This is a genomic window from Candidatus Hydrogenedentota bacterium, assembly GCA_019695095.1.
GTDB lineage: Bacteria > Hydrogenedentota > Hydrogenedentia > Hydrogenedentales > SLHB01 > JAIBAQ01.
This window is the reverse complement of the sequence record JAIBAQ010000069.1, coordinates 13,625-30,007: the sequence shown is the minus strand read 5'-3', so window position 1 is coordinate 30,007 and position 16,383 is coordinate 13,625. Positions and strand designations below refer to the sequence as shown.

17 protein-coding genes are annotated in these 16,383 nt (G+C 58.5%); 8 read left to right on the top strand and 9 right to left on the bottom strand.

The annotated features are described in order from the left end of the window. The 8 genes from K1Y02_13045 to K1Y02_13010 form a co-directional block, all read right to left on the bottom strand. Positions 1-1,247 (bottom strand): ROK family protein (locus K1Y02_13045; protein MBX7257283.1); only part of this gene is annotated, 1,247 nt, incomplete at its 3' end. A 421-nt stretch (positions 1,248-1,668) separates the two neighbouring features. Beyond that, a complete protein-coding gene (locus K1Y02_13040) occupies positions 1,669-2,946 on the bottom strand; it encodes an MFS transporter (GenBank protein ID MBX7257282.1) in 1,278 nt (425 codons plus the stop codon). A 41-nt stretch (positions 2,947-2,987) separates the two neighbouring features. Then, a complete protein-coding gene (locus tag K1Y02_13035; GenBank protein ID MBX7257281.1) occupies positions 2,988-3,773 on the bottom strand; it encodes a ComEA family DNA-binding protein in 786 nt (261 codons plus the stop codon). Positions 3,774-3,919: 146 nt separating this feature from the next. Further along, positions 3,920-5,518, bottom strand: a complete 1,599-nt coding sequence (locus K1Y02_13030) for a hypothetical protein (GenBank protein ID MBX7257280.1) — start codon at positions 5,516-5,518, stop codon at positions 3,920-3,922. A 2-nt stretch (positions 5,519-5,520) separates the two neighbouring features. Further along, a complete protein-coding gene (locus K1Y02_13025) occupies positions 5,521-6,108 on the bottom strand; it encodes a sigma-70 family RNA polymerase sigma factor (protein ID MBX7257279.1) in 588 nt (195 codons plus the stop codon). A 272-nt stretch (positions 6,109-6,380) separates the two neighbouring features. After that, positions 6,381-6,899 carry a hypothetical protein gene (locus K1Y02_13020; GenBank protein MBX7257278.1) on the bottom strand — a complete coding sequence of 173 codons (519 nt, stop codon included), beginning with the start codon at positions 6,897-6,899 and terminating at the stop codon, positions 6,381-6,383. Positions 6,900-6,914: 15 nt separating this feature from the next. Further along, on the bottom strand, positions 6,915-7,634 hold the full coding sequence (locus K1Y02_13015; GenBank protein ID MBX7257277.1) for a DUF45 domain-containing protein: 720 nt from the start codon (positions 7,632-7,634) through the stop codon (positions 6,915-6,917). 59 nt (positions 7,635-7,693) lie between these two features. After that, on the bottom strand, positions 7,694-8,860 hold the full coding sequence (locus K1Y02_13010; GenBank protein MBX7257276.1) for a hypothetical protein: 1,167 nt from the start codon (positions 8,858-8,860) through the stop codon (positions 7,694-7,696). A gap of 259 nt (positions 8,861-9,119) precedes the next feature. On the opposite strand from K1Y02_13010, the gene rpsF reads away from it, so the two are divergent. From rpsF to dapB, 8 genes are all read left to right on the top strand, one after another. Continuing rightward, the gene (gene rpsF / locus K1Y02_13005) at positions 9,120-9,605 is read left to right on the top strand and encodes a 30S ribosomal protein S6 (GenBank protein MBX7257275.1); all 486 of its coding nucleotides are present in this window, start codon (positions 9,120-9,122) and stop codon (positions 9,603-9,605) included. Positions 9,606-9,633: 28 nt separating this feature from the next. Then, positions 9,634-10,062: a single-stranded DNA-binding protein gene (gene ssb, locus K1Y02_13000; GenBank protein MBX7257274.1), complete on the top strand. Its 429-nt coding sequence runs from the start codon at positions 9,634-9,636 to the stop codon at positions 10,060-10,062. Between the two features lie 24 nt (positions 10,063-10,086). Then, positions 10,087-10,353, top strand: a complete 267-nt coding sequence (rpsR, locus tag K1Y02_12995; protein ID MBX7257273.1) for a 30S ribosomal protein S18 — start codon at positions 10,087-10,089, stop codon at positions 10,351-10,353. A gap of 67 nt (positions 10,354-10,420) precedes the next feature. Then, a complete protein-coding gene (locus tag K1Y02_12990) occupies positions 10,421-11,395 on the top strand; it encodes a YybS family protein (GenBank protein MBX7257272.1) in 975 nt (324 codons plus the stop codon). 64 nt (positions 11,396-11,459) lie between these two features. After that, a complete protein-coding gene (rplI, locus tag K1Y02_12985) occupies positions 11,460-11,921 on the top strand; it encodes a 50S ribosomal protein L9 (GenBank protein ID MBX7257271.1) in 462 nt (153 codons plus the stop codon). Between the two features lie 94 nt (positions 11,922-12,015). Beyond that, complete coding sequence (gene dnaB / locus K1Y02_12980; GenBank protein ID MBX7257270.1) at positions 12,016-13,401, top strand: replicative DNA helicase; 1,386 nt, start codon at positions 12,016-12,018, stop codon at positions 13,399-13,401. A gap of 180 nt (positions 13,402-13,581) precedes the next feature. Continuing rightward, positions 13,582-14,451, top strand: coding sequence for a 4-hydroxy-tetrahydrodipicolinate synthase (gene dapA / locus K1Y02_12975; protein MBX7257269.1), 870 nt, complete (start codon positions 13,582-13,584; stop codon positions 14,449-14,451). Between the two features lie 10 nt (positions 14,452-14,461). Further along, a complete protein-coding gene (gene dapB / locus K1Y02_12970) occupies positions 14,462-15,256 on the top strand; it encodes a 4-hydroxy-tetrahydrodipicolinate reductase (protein MBX7257268.1) in 795 nt (264 codons plus the stop codon). A 60-nt stretch (positions 15,257-15,316) separates the two neighbouring features. Here the strand turns inward: dapB and K1Y02_12965 are convergent, their stop codons facing one another. Then, positions 15,317-16,288 (bottom strand): prepilin-type N-terminal cleavage/methylation domain-containing protein, encoded by a 972-nt coding sequence (locus K1Y02_12965; protein MBX7257267.1) that lies wholly within the window; start codon positions 16,286-16,288, stop codon positions 15,317-15,319. Positions 16,289-16,383 lie beyond the last annotated feature (95 nt).

The following is a 16,383-nucleotide window of genomic DNA, read 5'->3' as shown; positions in this document are numbered from 1 at the left end:
TTGCCCGACGTGCAGCGTCCCAGAATCAACACGTGTTTCAACTGATAGAAATCGGCGTAGTGCGCGATGCCGTAGCCCATGAAGTAGCCCATGCTCTTCCAAATCTTCTGGGCGCCTTCGTGACCCGCTTCCAGTTTCTCCTGAACGAACTTCAGCCGTTCCGCATCGGTGACGTCTTGGGGCAATTCAATTCCTGCCCTCGGCGCGAGGCGAAACACACACTGCTGCGAGAAATAGAGCGCGCCAACGCCCTTATCGCCAGACCATTCGTCAGCCGGAGCGGTGGGCGAATAGTCGATGGGCGCAAAAGCGAGCTCATTAAGCCACCCGGTAATGTTGCCTTCGAGCGTCACATAGCCGCCGGCCTCGCTGGAACCCAGCGCGATGCCAAGCACGCCGCTATCCTCCAGGGACATCGAACCCGCAAGCGCGGTGACTTCGCCGTCGTTCACGACTTCGAGCGGCACGCCTAACTCGTCGCGAATTCGCAGGAAGAGGTTGTGGACCTCGTCGAAGCGATCTTTGGGGATGCCTCTGAACAGCGAGGCGATCATCGGCCGGTTGTTGATGATTACGCCAGCCGAACTGCCGCCGATGGCGTCGACGCGCGGCATTTTCGATGCAGCCTTCTTGAGGCCGGTCATGATGCAATCGTAATGATAGTTTGGATCGGTCTGTTTGCGCGGCTCCCAAACCGTCTCATCGCTGAAGACAGCGGTGCCGTCGATGACTGCGCTGACTTTGTAATCGGAGGCGCCCAGGTCAAACCCGATACGGCAACCTTCCAGGTGACGGCCAAGAGCCTGGGTCGTCTCGTTTTCCGCGGGCACGTCTTTGGCATCGCACGAGACGACGGTGAACGTGTGCTCGTAGACACTTTCGCCCATGAAGTTGTAGTCGAATTCGCGCGGACCGCCGGGTGCGTAACACGAGGCAATATGCGCACCAATGCTCCGAGGACCGCCTACGTAGACCTTCCAGCCACCGCGTTGCCACAGCAGGAACTTCACGATTCGCTCGACGTAGGACAAATTGGCTTCGGCGCTGGGATGCGATTCATCGAATACGCGTGTCTCAAACCGCGAAATGGACCCGTCGGCGCGTTCCAGTCCAAGAACCAAATCGACGCCCTTTCCCGACGCATCAACGTCGGCAAGAAACGCGCGATTTGCCAAGACAGCAGGCCGGAAATCCGGGTCTAACGGTGGCACAAAGCGCGGCGCCACCAGATTGAATTCGTTCTTCATGCAATAACCCCTTTCAACGCACGTGGTCCCCCACCACAGCGTAGCGCGTGGCAGTTTCACTTGATCGGGAGACTATAGCATATGGGGCGGGGTGGCGAAAATTGCCGAGGGGACAACCCAAAAGGCGGCCACATACGAACACAAAGGGCTTAGCGCAGCGTAGCCGCAACCAAAAGAGATTCAACCACCGATGAACTCCGATGAACTCCGATAAGAGGAACAATCAGGCTCGAATGACTTCAGACCACGGGGAGCACGGGGAAATTAGTGAAGCGTACCCCGACTTTTTCGTGCGAAAGACAGACACGACTCCGCTTCGCCACGCTTGTGTCAGTCCCTGTTGTCCGCCGCCACTATTTTCCGCCGCGATTGACTCTTCCTTGGGTCAACCAAGATGTTGTCTTAACTACGATTCGCCACACTATTCCTCCACGACGGCCTGTTCTTCGCGGACACTAAGCAACAACGCTCCGCCGAGGAAGAAGAGTGCAATGAGACTGAAGACGCCGACCCGCGTGTTGCCCGCGAGATGTCCGATGTATCCGACCATGAACGGCCCGAGTATAGCGGCGAACTTCCCGAAGATGTCATAGAACCCGAAGAACTGGGCCGACCTCTGCTTGGGGACGAGCTTGCCGTAGATGGAACGGCTGAGCGATTGGATGCCGCCTTGAGCGGTGGCGACGAGCATGGCAAGCACCCAGAAATGCCAGGACTTGCTGATGAAGAACGCGACCACGACGACCGCAAAGTACGTGGCAATTCCAACGAGAATCATGCGCTTTGCGGTGAAGATTCCCGCGAGTTTCCCGTAGATCAGGGCGCAGGGAAAAGCCGCGATTTGAGTCACCAGAAGTACGAGCATGAGTTCGCTGGCCTTGATACCCACGTCGAGACCGAACGCCATGGACATCTTGTAGATCGTGTGCACGCCGTCGATATAGAGGAAGTAAGCGATTAGGAAGATGAATAAGTGTTTGTAGCGCGGGATGTCGCGCAAAGTGGCGGCGAGCCGCGACAGGCTTTCGCGGACGGGATTGGGCGTGTCCTCGGCGTAGTAGCGCTGGTGAACATTTCGCAGCATGGGGATGGTCAACACAAACCACCAGACCGCGGTGATAACGAAGCAGATGCGGGTGGCGTTGATCTTGCTCAAGCCCAGCGGTTCGCAGAATTGGATCAGCGCCATGCATCCGATGTACGGAACCACGCTGACGATGTATCCCCAGGCAAACCCGCTCGAAGAGACCCAGTCCATACGTTCCTTTTCCGTCACATCCACCAGGAAAGAATCGTAGAAGACGATCGCCCCGTAGAATCCGATGGTACTCAGTCCATACAACAGAAGACACAGTTTCCATGCGCCCGCGCCGACCACCGTCAGCGACGCCGTGGCCACAACGCCCGCCAGCAAGAACGCCACGAAGAAGCGCTTCTTGTTGCCTCGATGATCGGCCAGCGCTCCCAGCACGGGCGCGAGAATGGCCACCACAATCGAGGCCACCGTATTGCCGAGCGCCCAGTAATACGTGGAGTCGGATGCGCTCATGCCTTCCGCCGCGACGGTCTTGAAGAAGATCGGAAGTATCGCGGTGGTTACGATGAGGGTCTGTGCGGAGTTGGCGCAGTCGTAGAGAATCCAGCTTCGCTCGGCTTTGGTCACGGTTCGGCTCCTTGCTCTCCATTCGCTGTGCGACATGGTCCGCTGTGCGAGGGGCCGGAATCAAGCGCGAGGCGCTGTCAGCGTGCCACCGTGACGAGAGACCGGAGACTTTCAAGCCTCTTTGGGCCGATGCCTCGGACATTCTGCAGATCGTCGACGGTGGCAAAGGGCCGTTGCTTGCGATACGCGATGATGGCTTCGGCAAGTTTTGGGCCGATTCCCGGTAAAGTCTGCAGTTGTTCCGCGCTGGCGCGGTTCAGTTCGACCAGCCCGGAAGTTTCCGCGGAAGACGAGGGGCTGTGTCCACCCGACGCGATTGATGCCGGTGAGGCCGGTTCGGAGGATGGCTGCCAGCCAGTAATGGTGTATTGAGGAGGGTTCCTGGGCGGTGCAGGTTCTGGACGCCGAATACGGACGCGACCGTCGGCGGGGGGCGCGGGACTCTGCTTCGGAATCGTCAAGGTGGATCCATCCACGAGAAGCGCGGCGCGATTGATGTCGGAGAAATCGGCATCTTGAGTAGCGCCACCTGCCGCCTCGATGAGGTCATCGACGCGCGCGGTGCCGGGCAGCGTGAACACACCGGGCGACAGCACCTCCCCCATTATTGATACAACGACTTTGGGTGGTTCTGAAGGGGCCTGGATTACTGGTGGCGGTTCGGGCGTGGGCGCAGGTTCAACGGGCTGACTGACGGGCGCGGATTCGGGAGCGGGCTGAGCTTCGGGCGTGTTCTGCGTGACGACGACTTCGGCAGGTGCGGCGTGCCTCGCGACAAGCACGGCGATTCCACCCACGCACATGGCAACGCCGACACCGACAAGAACCATCAGTTCCTTGGTGGTGAAGAAACGCGTCAACATAGACGAAGAATTGCCGTCACCGGTCTGCGTTCCACAACACGCATGTTTTCCCCCATCTCGCGCTGATAGTTATACGGTGCGAGTTGAGTAGGTGTCAACGCGTAGGGGTAGTGCTAGGTACTGTGGCGATTACGAACTAGGGGGGATCAGTTGGGCGCGCCGGGAATCGTGATACCCATTTGGCTAAGGTATTGGAAGATGTTGACGTCGCCGTAGCTCAGGACAAGGCCAGACACCGTGTTCCAGATGTCCTCGCCGTAATCCGTCGTGAACAACTGCTGCAACGCGGTGAAGATGCCATCGAGACCTTCTATGCTCGCGACGAGGTCCAGCGTCTGATTCGCAAGCGCCTCGATTTCCTCGGTCGACCCGGTCTGGCTGTACAATTCTTGAAGGGCATCAATGGCCTGACTTTGGATATCGAGCCCGGCCAATTGTTCCTGAGAGAAACTGGCGCCGTCTTGCACCTGCGACCCGAGCGTCCGCGCCGCATCGAACAACTCCTGGGCAGTCTCATAATCCTGCGAGGCCATGTAGTTGCGGCCGTAGTCGATGAGGGTTTTGCCCAGATCGGTCAGATACGAGTACTGGTCCGAACCGGCTGTCACGGCACTGAGCAGCTTCGCTTGATCTTCAGGAACACCCGCTGCAATCAGGGCCTGAACGTTGGCTTGGGCGGATTCGCGCGTGTACGCCGACACGGTTCGCTTGGACTGAGCCACCGCAAGCGCTTCGAGCGCACCCGCTGCGTCGCCCTGTTCGAGCAGCAGCTTGGCTTTGAGGTAATACGGCAGCGCGTTATCCTGGTCGAGGTCAGGCATAGCCTGAAGCTGGGCCATCGCTTCCGTGGTCTTCTGCGGATCTTCGGAGAGGCTCTTCGCCAGCTCGAAGCGAGCGTAGGGATCCTCGGGCAGCATTCCAACCGCCGTGAGGAGCACTTGCTCTTCATCGGCTTGCGACAGCGAGTCGGCAGCCGCAACGGTTGCAAGCGGCGATGCGTCGGGAGAATCGATTACCCGTTGCGCTTCTTCCCGTTTGAGCGTCGCCCATTCGACCAGCTTCGCCAAACCGGCCCCGCCACCCGCCGCATCTCGCCGGGCACTGACAATATCCGTTATTGTGGGACGGCCGTCGGTAGGCGGAGGAGACGTCGATTCGAACACGCCTTCGCTCTTTGAGGGCGAAGCGTGCTTGGACAAGCTGCTCGACGCCAATTTGCGCATCTCTTGAGCTTGTTCCAGCTTCCTGCGTGAGTCTTCCGCTATACCGCCGCTCTTGGGCCCGGTGGTCGCATTCTGTGTCTGACTACCGTTCTTGGCGATACTGTTGCTCGAATTGCCCCCTCCGAAGAACTGGTCCGCAAAGAGGAAGTAACCGACCGTCAGGGCAATCGCGGCAAATGCAGCGACCATTCCCCAATCGAAGGGCGTAGCCGCTCGCTTCCACCACGGTTTCTGTGTCTTGGGCTGTGCGCCCGGCTTCGGAACTGCGACCACCTTGGGCTGGCGTTCTATCTTGAATACTTCGGCAAGAACAGCATCCGCGAGGTCGATTTGGGGCGCTTTGGCGTCAAAAGCACGTCCTGCATTCTCAAGCGTGGAATAGACGGCGCTCAGCCACTCGTACTCGCGGCGGTACTCATCGGAAGCACGCAAGGACTCTTCGACGCGGGCTGCTTGCTCGGCAGTCAGCTCGCCTTCGAGGTATGCCACGATCTCGTCGTGGATATGGTCCTTGCTTTCCATGCTCAAAACTCGTCTTTCAACTCGGTAAACTCGTCGCGTAACGACCGAAGAATGCGGTGCAATCGGGTCCGGACGGCGCCTTCGGTACTTCCGACAATCTCGGCGATGTCGCGGGCGGCCATTCGTTGGAAGAAGCGCAAGTTCACGATTTCGCGTGATTCGGCGTCGAGGGTATCGAGCACTTTGAACAGCCACTCGTGTCGTTCGACGGTCATGAGGGTATTGTCGGGACCGTCGGCAGAAGAGCGGAAGACTTCGCCCGATTCATCGCGCGCCGAGCTTGCGTACTCCTCCAGCGATTCCATGGGAACCGCCTTCTTTCGCTTCAACTCATTGAGGCACAGATTTCGCGCGATACACAGCACCCACGGGCGAAACTTTCGTTCCGCGTCGAACCGGCCACGAGCCACATAGACGCGGATGAATGTCTCTTGGGCCATTTCCTTGGCCCGTTCTACGTCTCTGACGTAGTGAAGACAAAACCGGAAAATGTCGTTCTGGTACCGGCGCACCAGCTCAGCCAGTGCGTCCTGGGCTCCCTCACACAAAAGAGCGATCAACTCTTCATCTGTGCGAGAAGAGGTGCTCACGCGATAACCCGCGCCAGATAACGGGTTAAGGTTGCTACTGCAACCTTCATCCGTTGTCCAACCTCGTCATTACTACCGCTGAGTTGCGCAATCATCACAATCATCGCAGATTTGTCAGATAGACTATTGACAGTTGAGCCCAAACCGATTTGGGCGCCACCTTGAACCATTGTCGCCAAGTGTACGGGGGAAGTGCCCCTAAACGCAAAGGCAAAACTCCAGAGCCTGAACACTCCCTCCCAGACACCCCAAAGGATTGGGGTAAGGGACGGCTACCGCGCAAGACCTGCCCGAAGCGCCCCAATTCTCTGGTCAACGGCGTCTTCCGCAGCCATGATCGCATCGGAGACATTCGCGCGAAGCTGGTCATCGGCAGGGCGCTTAGCCCAGGCAGAAATCCCGTCTGTAGCGACGAGAAGCGTGGAGAGGCTGTCGCCGGAGAGGGGGGCATCCTGGATTCGACGCCTTAAATCGCTAAGCTTGGAGTTGAAGTCTTTCTGCAACCAGTCGGTGAACATTGTCGATGGAGTGGCGCGTTTCTCATGGACCGCGCGCTGGTCCAGCTCATTGAAAAGCCCCTTGGTCTCCTGACGCAGATCTTCAAGCAGCTCGGCCTCAGAACCCGTATCGATTGTACGTGAACGCTTTTGAAGCTCCGCACGCCCCGTTTGAACGACCCACGTGTAGGCAATGCCCATCGTGACGAAGAATGCGGCCGTCAGAACAGAGGCATAGATCACCCACCGTGCCCCGCGCAGGACGAAGTTAGAGTCAGAATGGCCGTGTTTCATGGCGAGAGCAGGACCTCAGCGCAGCAAGCGGCGCAAGTTAGCTGGGTTTCGCTGCCACGCATCCGCCTTTTCGTAATCGGGGTAGCGACGTTCCAATCGGTTAAATTGCGGTGTATGGATGCGGCGGCGTCCTGATTCCGACTCTTCAATTCCGAGATAGGCGTGCAACATTTCGTGAAAGACCACATAGCGCACGAAAAACTCCGGCACGAAGTCTTGGTCGAGATACGGATGGAGGCGGATGAGATTTTCGTCGCGTGAGTAACTGCCGAATCGGATGGAACGGCGGCGGCGCGGTGCTGGACGTTTGCCCCAGGTTATGGCGGCGGCGACTGCACCCTCGAAATGGGCGCTATTGAGTTCCTCGTACATTTGTCGAAGGTCGTAGACAGCGCCTGATGTGCGAAGGTCGCGAACCGGCTTCGCGACTCGCCGGACCATGTGCCGGTTCTCGCGAATAAAGGCATCGATGACCGCGCCGGAGCGCTTGCATCGCGGACGCTTGATCCAAGCGGCAAGCGCCGCGACTACCGTACCCGTCGCGTAAAGGAACATGTGGTGGAGCCGCAGCGTAAGACTTCCATCCGCGCGGTTGCGACGCATCGACATCACGGTCGACGCGTTGTCGGTAAGGGTGACCATGACGGGCGTGCCGATGCGTTCTTCCAACTCGCGACTCAACAGCGTCTCGTCGCGTAATGCGAACTCCAGTTGTACCGGAGGTTTCTTCTTCATAGGCAGTATGCTACGGCGTTGCTCGAAGTCCGTCAACTTTTGAAGTCTTCCGCGCGCGGTTATTGCGCAGGAACCGCCGGTGCTGCCTCGGCGGTTTCGGTCGCGGGCAGAGTGGGTTGCGCGGAATCATCGACTGCGCCAGCGGCAATCCACATACGAATGATGTGAAGTTCCTGCTCGCTGATTGGCGCCTCGCCTTTTGGCATCTGCGGGCGCTTTGCGCCGCGGATATACTCGACGACCGAGCTCTCGTCTGGTTTACCCGGCACAACACCAGGACCTGCTTTCTTACCCGGGAGCAAAAGCGTCGACACGGTGGTCACATCGAAATCGCCTTTGGACTTGTCGGGGTTGTGGCATTCGACACAGTGTAGCTCGAAGATCGGGGCAACGTCCTTCTTATAACTGACGAGCTTGGCCTCCTCCGGAGCATAATCCCGTATCGCGGGAATCAGGGCTTCTGCAGAAGGCGACTCAGTTCCCACGGGCGATTCGGGTGCGACTTCCGGAGTTGCTGGAGTAGTTACCGCCGGCGCGGGAGTCTCAGGAGCCGGTATCGGAGCTTCTGGGGCCGGGGCCGGGGCTGGAGCGGGCTCGGGTGCCGGGGCAGGCGCAACCGCCGGATCGGACGCGGGGGCCATCGGCGCCTCAGGAGCGGCCGGTGGTTCCACCGGAGCCGGAGTTTCCGTCACGGGCGTTGCGGCGGGTTCAGGCTGCGGGACTGGCGCCAGATTCCGCGCGGGAGTCTCCGCTGAAGCATGCATGGCGGGTGTGCCGACGCCGTATTCGTAGACCAAAGTACCGCCAAAGTGCCCGGTGATACCAACCCATCCCGCGGTCAAGACGCTGGAAATGACCGCCAGGCTCGCGGCAGCTATGCGTACGGTGCGTATGCGCAGGGCGCTCAGCGCAATCAGGGCCGCGGTAATCAACGCGAAAATCCACACCTTCTCCGCCATAACCTCATGGCGTTCAACCGTCGACCAGACTTCGGACGACATCGACGACGGTATATGGTCCATGGCGCCGTGTCCGGTCTGGACGGCCAGGAATGACGTGATAAGTACGATGACGTAGCACCCGAATGCCACCCATCGGAGGTCGTTGCGCTCGCCGCGGCCCGCCGCACAGAGGTATACAAGCGGAATGGCAACGATGGAGAGCGCGACAGGGAAATGCACCACGATGGCGTGAAGCGAAGAGGCACGGCTTAAAAACTCGATCACAACGGTCATCCTCTCGTGGGCGGAGCTTGGGCTTCGGACAATACGGCGGCCAGAGTCCGTCGCAGCGCGCAGCCTTCGCTCCGGCTTTCTTGTCGTTGGATACCTGCCAGGAACGTGTCCAAAGAGCATAGCACAGGTTGCGGGCCAATGACATGCGGCGAAGAAGTTGAGCCGGAACCGGATGTTTGCTACACTTTACCATTCTGCGTCCAAATGGACCGGAGCAACCATTAGCTCAATTGCGAAGGAGGTGAATGCATTGCGTACTTACGAAGCGCTCTACATCGTCCGTCCTGATCTGAAGGACGATGAGATCCAGACGGTAGCGAAAGAGGTGGAAAACCTCATCGCCACGAATGGCGGTACTATCGTGCGCTCGGAGAACTGGGGCAAGCGGAAGATGGCCTACGAGGTCAAGAAGTTCACGGAAGGAGTGTACGTACTTCTCCGTTTTCAGGCGACCGCCGCTTTCGTTGCCCGCCTCTCGAACCATTTTCGGTTGTCGGAAAACATCATCCGGGATCTGATTGTGTACTTCGACGAGAAGACCCTGCGCCTCGAAGAGGAGCAGAAGAAGCGCACGGAAGCCGATCTGCGGGCGAGCGCCGCTCACGCGGATCGCGACCGGGACGATGACGACGACGATGGTCCGCGCCGTGGCCGACGGCATGATGACGATGACGATGACGACGGTCCACCCCGGCGCCGGCGCCGCGATCGCGATGATGACGACGATTCCGACTAGGCAATAACGACCTCGGAGGCTATGATCGATGTCAGACCTCAGAATGCCCAGTTTGAACAAGGTGCTGCTCGCGGGTCGTCTGACGCGGGATCCGGAATTGCGTTCGCTGCCTTCGGGCATGTCTATATGCAAACTGGGGCTCGCGGTTTCCCGTTTCTACACCAAGGATGGGGAACGAAAAGAGGAGACGTTGTTCATCAACGTCACGACCTGGGGCAAAACCGCCGAGTACTGCAACGACTCGCTGAAGAAGGGCCGGCCGATTCTGGTTGAAGGTTCTCTTCGCAGCTATGACTTCCAGGATAAGGAAGGTCAGAAGCGCACCGGCATTGAGATCACGGCGGAGCGCGTGCAGCAACTCGATTGGGCGGACCGTCAAGGCGGCGGTTCCGGTGGCGGACGATCCGATTCTCGCCCCGCTGAGGAACCTATCCCAGAGGACGACATCCCGTTCTAAGGCCTTCGAACAGGAGAAAATGGTATGGCCCAGATGATGATGCGGGCAAAAGCAAAGACCCGTAAGAAAAAGAAGAAGACGCAGTCCCGGAGCAAGGTCTGCCGGTTGACCGTCGACCGGGTAGTCTATATCGACTACAAGGACATCGCTCTGCTCAAGCATTATGTGACCGAACGCGGGAAGATAATTCCGCGCCGGATCACGGGCGCCACGGCCCGACATCAACGCATGCTGACGAAAGCCATCAAGTTGGCCCGGCAGATTGCGTTGTTACCGTTCGTCGCGGACTAGGAACGAGACCGGGACGGCTCCCGGCAAAGCCATGCAACTGCTTTTACTTATTATTGCGGTGGTATCAATGGCAGTGTTTGGAGCCTGCGGCGCTCTGCTCCTAGGCCTTAGCCCCATCGTCATCGCGGTTGCGTTGATTCGGGGGCGCGGCTGGGTTGCGCTGCTTGTTTTGCTCCTGCTGGCCGCATTTTTCGGAGTCGGGTTGTATGCGGCCAGTCAGGATGACAATCCTACGGCGGATCTTCAACGGCGCGCGTTATTGTTGTATTCGGTGCTGACGTATGCGCTGTTGAGCGCCCCGGGATTGGCCGCGGCCACGGCGCACGCACGGAAGTGGAGTTATTCGAAAACCGCCTATGCAGTAGCCGGTTTGTTGTTCGTAATTCTGACCTTGAGCGTCGTTTTGGAGTGGGAACTCTGGAAGACCCAGGTCGACGGCACAATTGAAGAGTTCCGTCTCATGATCCACGCGCGTAGCGCCGAAGGCGACGAAAGCGTGGCCAATCAACAGCTCGAAGGGCTGGCGTGGCTGAGCCAAAACAAGGCGGCTTTCGGATTGGGCTTGAATTCCCTGTTTGCGCTTGCGGTTTCCTGCATCTACATCACGATTACAAACTATGTTTTGAGGTTGTGGCGGGGAGAAGCGGGATTTGCAGGCTCCTTCAAGGACATGCGGCCGACCGAGTGGCTGGTGTGGGGCGCCATAGTAACGGCGCTCTTGTGTTTCGCCGATCATCGCTGGCCGGAGTTGGGCATACGCTTTGTGGCGTGGAATGCGGCGGTTGTGCTGACGGCCGTGTATTGGTTCAACGGACTGTCGATAGCAATGTACGGCATTCGGACACTTCAACCGACGGTGACCACGTTGCTGCTGGTTTTCGTGTTCGTAGTTGTCCTGGTCAACATGGGAGTCCTGCCTGTATTGGCATTGGCCGGCCTTTTTGACACATGGGGCGACTACCGGGGCAAGTTCGACGCCATGCTTGCGGCCCGTAACGCGCGCGAGGATGGGCAGCAGGGGCCGCCCGGAACCGGCATTTAAATGAAATTGAGTTTGGATTCAATGGCCTTGCAGATACGAATGGATGCAAGGAGAGGAGGACGTTGTGAAGGTCATCCTGTGTGAAAACGTACCCAACTTGGGCGAAATGGGTTCGACCGTCAAGGTGGCGGAAGGATATGCCCGGAATTATCTGCTGCCTCGCAAGATGGCGGTGCCTGCCGAATCGGACAGCGCAAAGCAGATCGAACACGAGATGCGTATCATCAAGCGCCGTGAAGAAAAGCACCGCGCGGAGATGACGGAACTCGCGAAGAAGATCGAAGCGTTGACCATCGAGTTCACGATGCGAGCGGGCGAAGAAGACAAGCTGTTCGGCAGCGTCACGGCGGCGCAAATTGCGGAAGGCTTGGCCGAGAAGGGCTACCAGGTCGATCGCAAGAACATCCACATCGAGGAGCCGATTCGTACGCTCGGAATCTTCACGGTGCCGGCAAAGCTTGCGAAAGGCGTCGAAGCCAACATCAAGGTATGGGTGAAGAAGCTCGAGGAGGAGGCGACCGAATAAGGTGGCCAAGCAGCAGCCGCGGAAGCCAGCCAAGCCTGTCTTTGACCGGACCCCTCCGCACAATATCGATGCGGAGCGTTCGTGCTTGGGGGCCATGCTGCTGAATCCCGACGCAGTCGGGACCGCAATAGAAATCCTCAAGGAAAACGCTTCGGACGTGTTCTATTCCGAGGCGCACCAGCATATCTACGAGGCCGTCATGGCCTTGTTTCGCGAGAATGTACCCGTCGACGGCGTGACGTTGATGCAGCAGTTGGGCCAGCACGGCAACTTGGAAGCCGTCGGCGGGGCGAGCTACATCGCCGAGCTGACGGGGGCCGTGCCGACGTCGGCGAACATCGAGTATTACGCTCGCATTGTGTTGGATCTGGCGGTGCTTCGGCGCCTTATCAGCGCGTGCACCACGGCGGCGGGCGAGGCCTACGGCGCGACAGGCGACGTCAATGAACTGCTCGACCGGGCCGAGGCATCCATCTTCTCGATAGCCGAGTCGCGCCAGCTAAACCCCGTCTACAAAGTCTCTGACTTGCTTGAAGACTCCATAAAGCGCATTGAGTCGATCATCAAGTCTCACACGGGGTACACCGGTCTTCCAACAGGGTTCAGCAAGCTCGACGAGATGCTTTCGGGTTTGCAGCCTTCGGACATGATCGTGTTGGCGGCGCGGCCTTCGGTCGGCAAGACGGCGTTCGCGCTGAACATCGCCTCGCACGTGGCTATCCATGAGGGAAAATCTGCGCTAGTCTTCAGCCTGGAAATGGCAAAGGAGCAGTTGGTCCAACGCCTGCTTTGCATGGAAGGGCGCATCGACTCGAAACGCCTGCGCACGGGATTCCTTGCGAAGGACGAGTTCTCGAAACTAATCCCTGCCGCGGCTAAGCTCAGTAACGCACCCATTTATATCGACGATACGCCGAACATGGGTATCCTCGAATTGCGTTCGAAAGCGCGCAGGCATGCGGCGCAAAACGAACTGCACTTGATTATTATCGACTACCTCCAGCTCATGCGCAGTCCTGGCCGGAACGAAAACCGGCAGCAAGAGATTTCAGAGATTTCGCGATCTATCAAGGGAATTGCGCGCGAACTGCGTGTACCCGTGATCGCCCTCTCTCAGCTCAGCCGCGAAGCGGAGCGCGACGATAGCGGCCTGCCGAAGTTGTCGCACCTGCGCGAATCGGGAGCCATCGAGCAGGACGCGGACGTGGTGCTGATGCTATCGCGCCCGCCGGTGCACAAGCGCGCGGGGTCGGACGACGAAGAGGAAGAGGATTCTTCGCACGACAAGCTGATACACGTAAACATCGCCAAGCAACGTAACGGCCCGACGGGAAAGCTGGACCTGTTTTTCGACCGGAACCTTCAGCGGTTCACGGACCCGATGGGAGGCCAATCGCATGGGACTCCCCCGCCGGGGGCGATGGCCCCTCCTGCGTATGCATCCCCGGAGGAGTATGAAGAGGATGAAACGCCGTTCTGAGTCCTCCGGGCGAGCAGCCCGGTACAAAGGGGGTGATTGGGGAACCGGAGTGGACTGGCCTCTTCTTGTAGCAAAGCCTTTGATCCATGCAGTACAATTTCACAAATCACCGGACTCGGACAATGCGCGCAGTCTAGCGTAGTGCCCCCGAAATCCACCCACGTTCAGGAGACTGAAACCATGTTTCGCGGATCTATTGTCGCTGTCGTAACGCCATTCAAGAGTAATTTTGAAATCGATTTCGACGCGTACGGCAGGCTGATCGACTTCCACCTCGAACAAGGCACCGATGGCATCGTCCCCTGCGGGTGCACCGGCGAAGCCGCCACCCTGAGTCACGAAGAACAGCAGAAGTGCATTCGGTTCACGATTGAGCGGGTCGCGGGCCGAATCCCGGTCATCGCGGGTACCGGCTCCAACAACACCAAAGAGGCCCTTTCGCTCACGAAATACGCGAAGGAAGTCGGCGCGGATGGCGCGCTGCTCATCACGCCCTACTACAACAAGCCCACCGCGGAAGGCCAGATTCTGCATTTCGGTTCGATCGCGCAAGCGGTCGACATCCCCATCATGCTCTACAACGTGCCCGGCCGCACCGGCACAAAAATCGCCCCCGAGACCATTGCCACGCTTTCGAAGATTCCGAATGTGGTCGCCATCAAGGAAGCGTGCGGGAGCGTGGACCAGGTCTGCGACATTCACAGCATCTGCGATATCACCATCCTCTCGGGCGACGATTCATTGACCCTTCCGATGATGGCAGTCGGCGCGACGGGCGTGGTGTCGGTCGCGGCAAATGTGGCGCCGAAGCAGGTTGCCGCGATGTGCTCCGAATTCGACAAAGGCAACTACGCCGAAGCGCAGCGCATCCACTACAAACTGTACCCCTTGTTCAAAGGTCTGTTCCTGGAAACGAATCCGATGCCGGTGAAGGCACTGCTCGCCAAGATGGGATTGATTGAGAATTACCTGCGTCCCCCATTGACGCCGATGCGCAAGGAGATTTTCGCGAAACTCGAAGCCATCTACTCGCAATTCGCGACGGTATAAGGAGCGCGCCGTGAAAATTGCAGTAGCAGGCGCCTGCGGCCGGATGGGCCGCCGCATCCTGGAACTGGCCATCGCGGAGGGTCTGGAGATTGGAGGCGTGTTCGATCTCCCGGCCGCGTCGGGCACACAGATCACAGTGGGTACCGAATCGGGCAAGCCGCAAACACTTACCCTGCTGCCGGGCGTCTCGGAGGCGCTGGCCGTTTCGGATGCGCTGATCGACTTTACGGCTCCTGCCGCCACATTGGAGAACGTCAAGGCGGCTGCGGCTGCCAACAAGCCCATTGTAATTGGCACAACCGGCATCACCGAGTCTCAGAAAGCGGAGATTGCCGCGGCTGCTACCAAAGTTCCCATCGTCCTGGCGCCCAATATGAGTGTCGGCGTGAATCTGCTCTTCAAGTTGACCAGCGAAGTCGCGGCCATTCTTGGGCTCGACTACAACGTTGAGATTGTCGAGGTACATCACAACCTCAAGAAGGACAGCCCCAGCGGCACGGCGGTGCGTTTGGCCGAGCGCGCGGCGGAAGCCTTGGGCCTCGACTACGCGAAGGATACGGCGCATGGCCGCGAGGGAATTGTGGGGGCGCGTCCGTCGCGCCAGATTGGCATGCATGCCGTGCGCGGAGGCGATGTCGTGGGTGAACACACCGTGTCTTTTATCGGAAACGGCGAGCGGGTCGAGTTGGTCCACAAGGCGCACAACCGCGACAATTTCGCGCGTGGGTCGTTGCGCGCGGCGCGGTTTGTCACGACGGCGAAGCCGGGCCTCTACGACATGCAGGATGTGCTGGGTCTGAAATAGTAACCGCCGCCGGGAAACCGGCGGCGGCTGTTCCGCAGCGATTACAGCGCTTAGTTGCGCTTAGTATTTCAGCAGCAGCGGTCCACCCTGGGCGGAACGATCTGGCAGGACCCAGCCTTCGTCCCTGCCTTCCTTACTCCGGGTGCGTGCGCGAAAATCGAAATCCAAATTCCCGTTATCATTTGCGTCACGCGTACCGAGGAATGCGGCACGCAACCCAAGAATATAGAGCATATCGCCAGTGAGACCAGATCCAGACGGTTGCCCAAAAAACGCCTCATCAAAGGCATCGCCACTTGGTCCTGGCGGCACAAGAATACCATGAGAGTTATTCTCCGGCCCGACACTGAGAAGTACAAATCCGTCATATCTAGGAGGTGGAATCATTTGCGACGGCATTAGCGGTTGACTTGGATCGTTATCAACTTCGGCCCATGTCTCCCCAAGCCACGCCAACGGGTAAGGTTCAGTTTGATACGTTGCTGCTAGTCGCTTCTTCAATCGATCCAGGTGCTTTGAGAAATATGGGATGTAGGCAAAGGGACGTTTCTCGTTCATCTGCTTGCCCTGGTTGCCGCACAGTGCAGCGGCAGGATCGAGAGGAAATGGCAGCTCTGTATCTAGGCTGGTACAGTCTCGCCCGTCTATTGGCGAAAACTCCAGATAAGATATCTGTTTATCTCCGTTGGTGTCGTGCGATTCGGACCAGTAATCGTAAACGTCGAACACCTTAAGCAAGTTAATGTCCGCGACATACGCCGTGTGCCGAAATTGCGGAACGTATGAGGGATCGTTCTCGGGCTGAGGCGGCCACAGCTTAAACCCGTAAGCAGGCGGAAAACTGTTGTGTTCCGTCATATACTGAGTCAGGGCGGTGGCGACCTGCTTCATATCGGCTTCGGTTCGCGCGATTCGGGCTTTTTCGAGCACCCGAGGAAGGGCAACGGCCGTAATCGATGCCAAAATGGCGATAATAGCGATTACGGTCAAAAGTTCGATGAGCGTAAAGCCACGTCGGCTAACAGGTTCCATTGAATAGCACTCCCCAGTCCACAGTCAGGCCTTCGTATTCATCTTACCACGTGCCTACAAGGCCGTCAAATGTTGAACCGGAAAGAAATACGCGC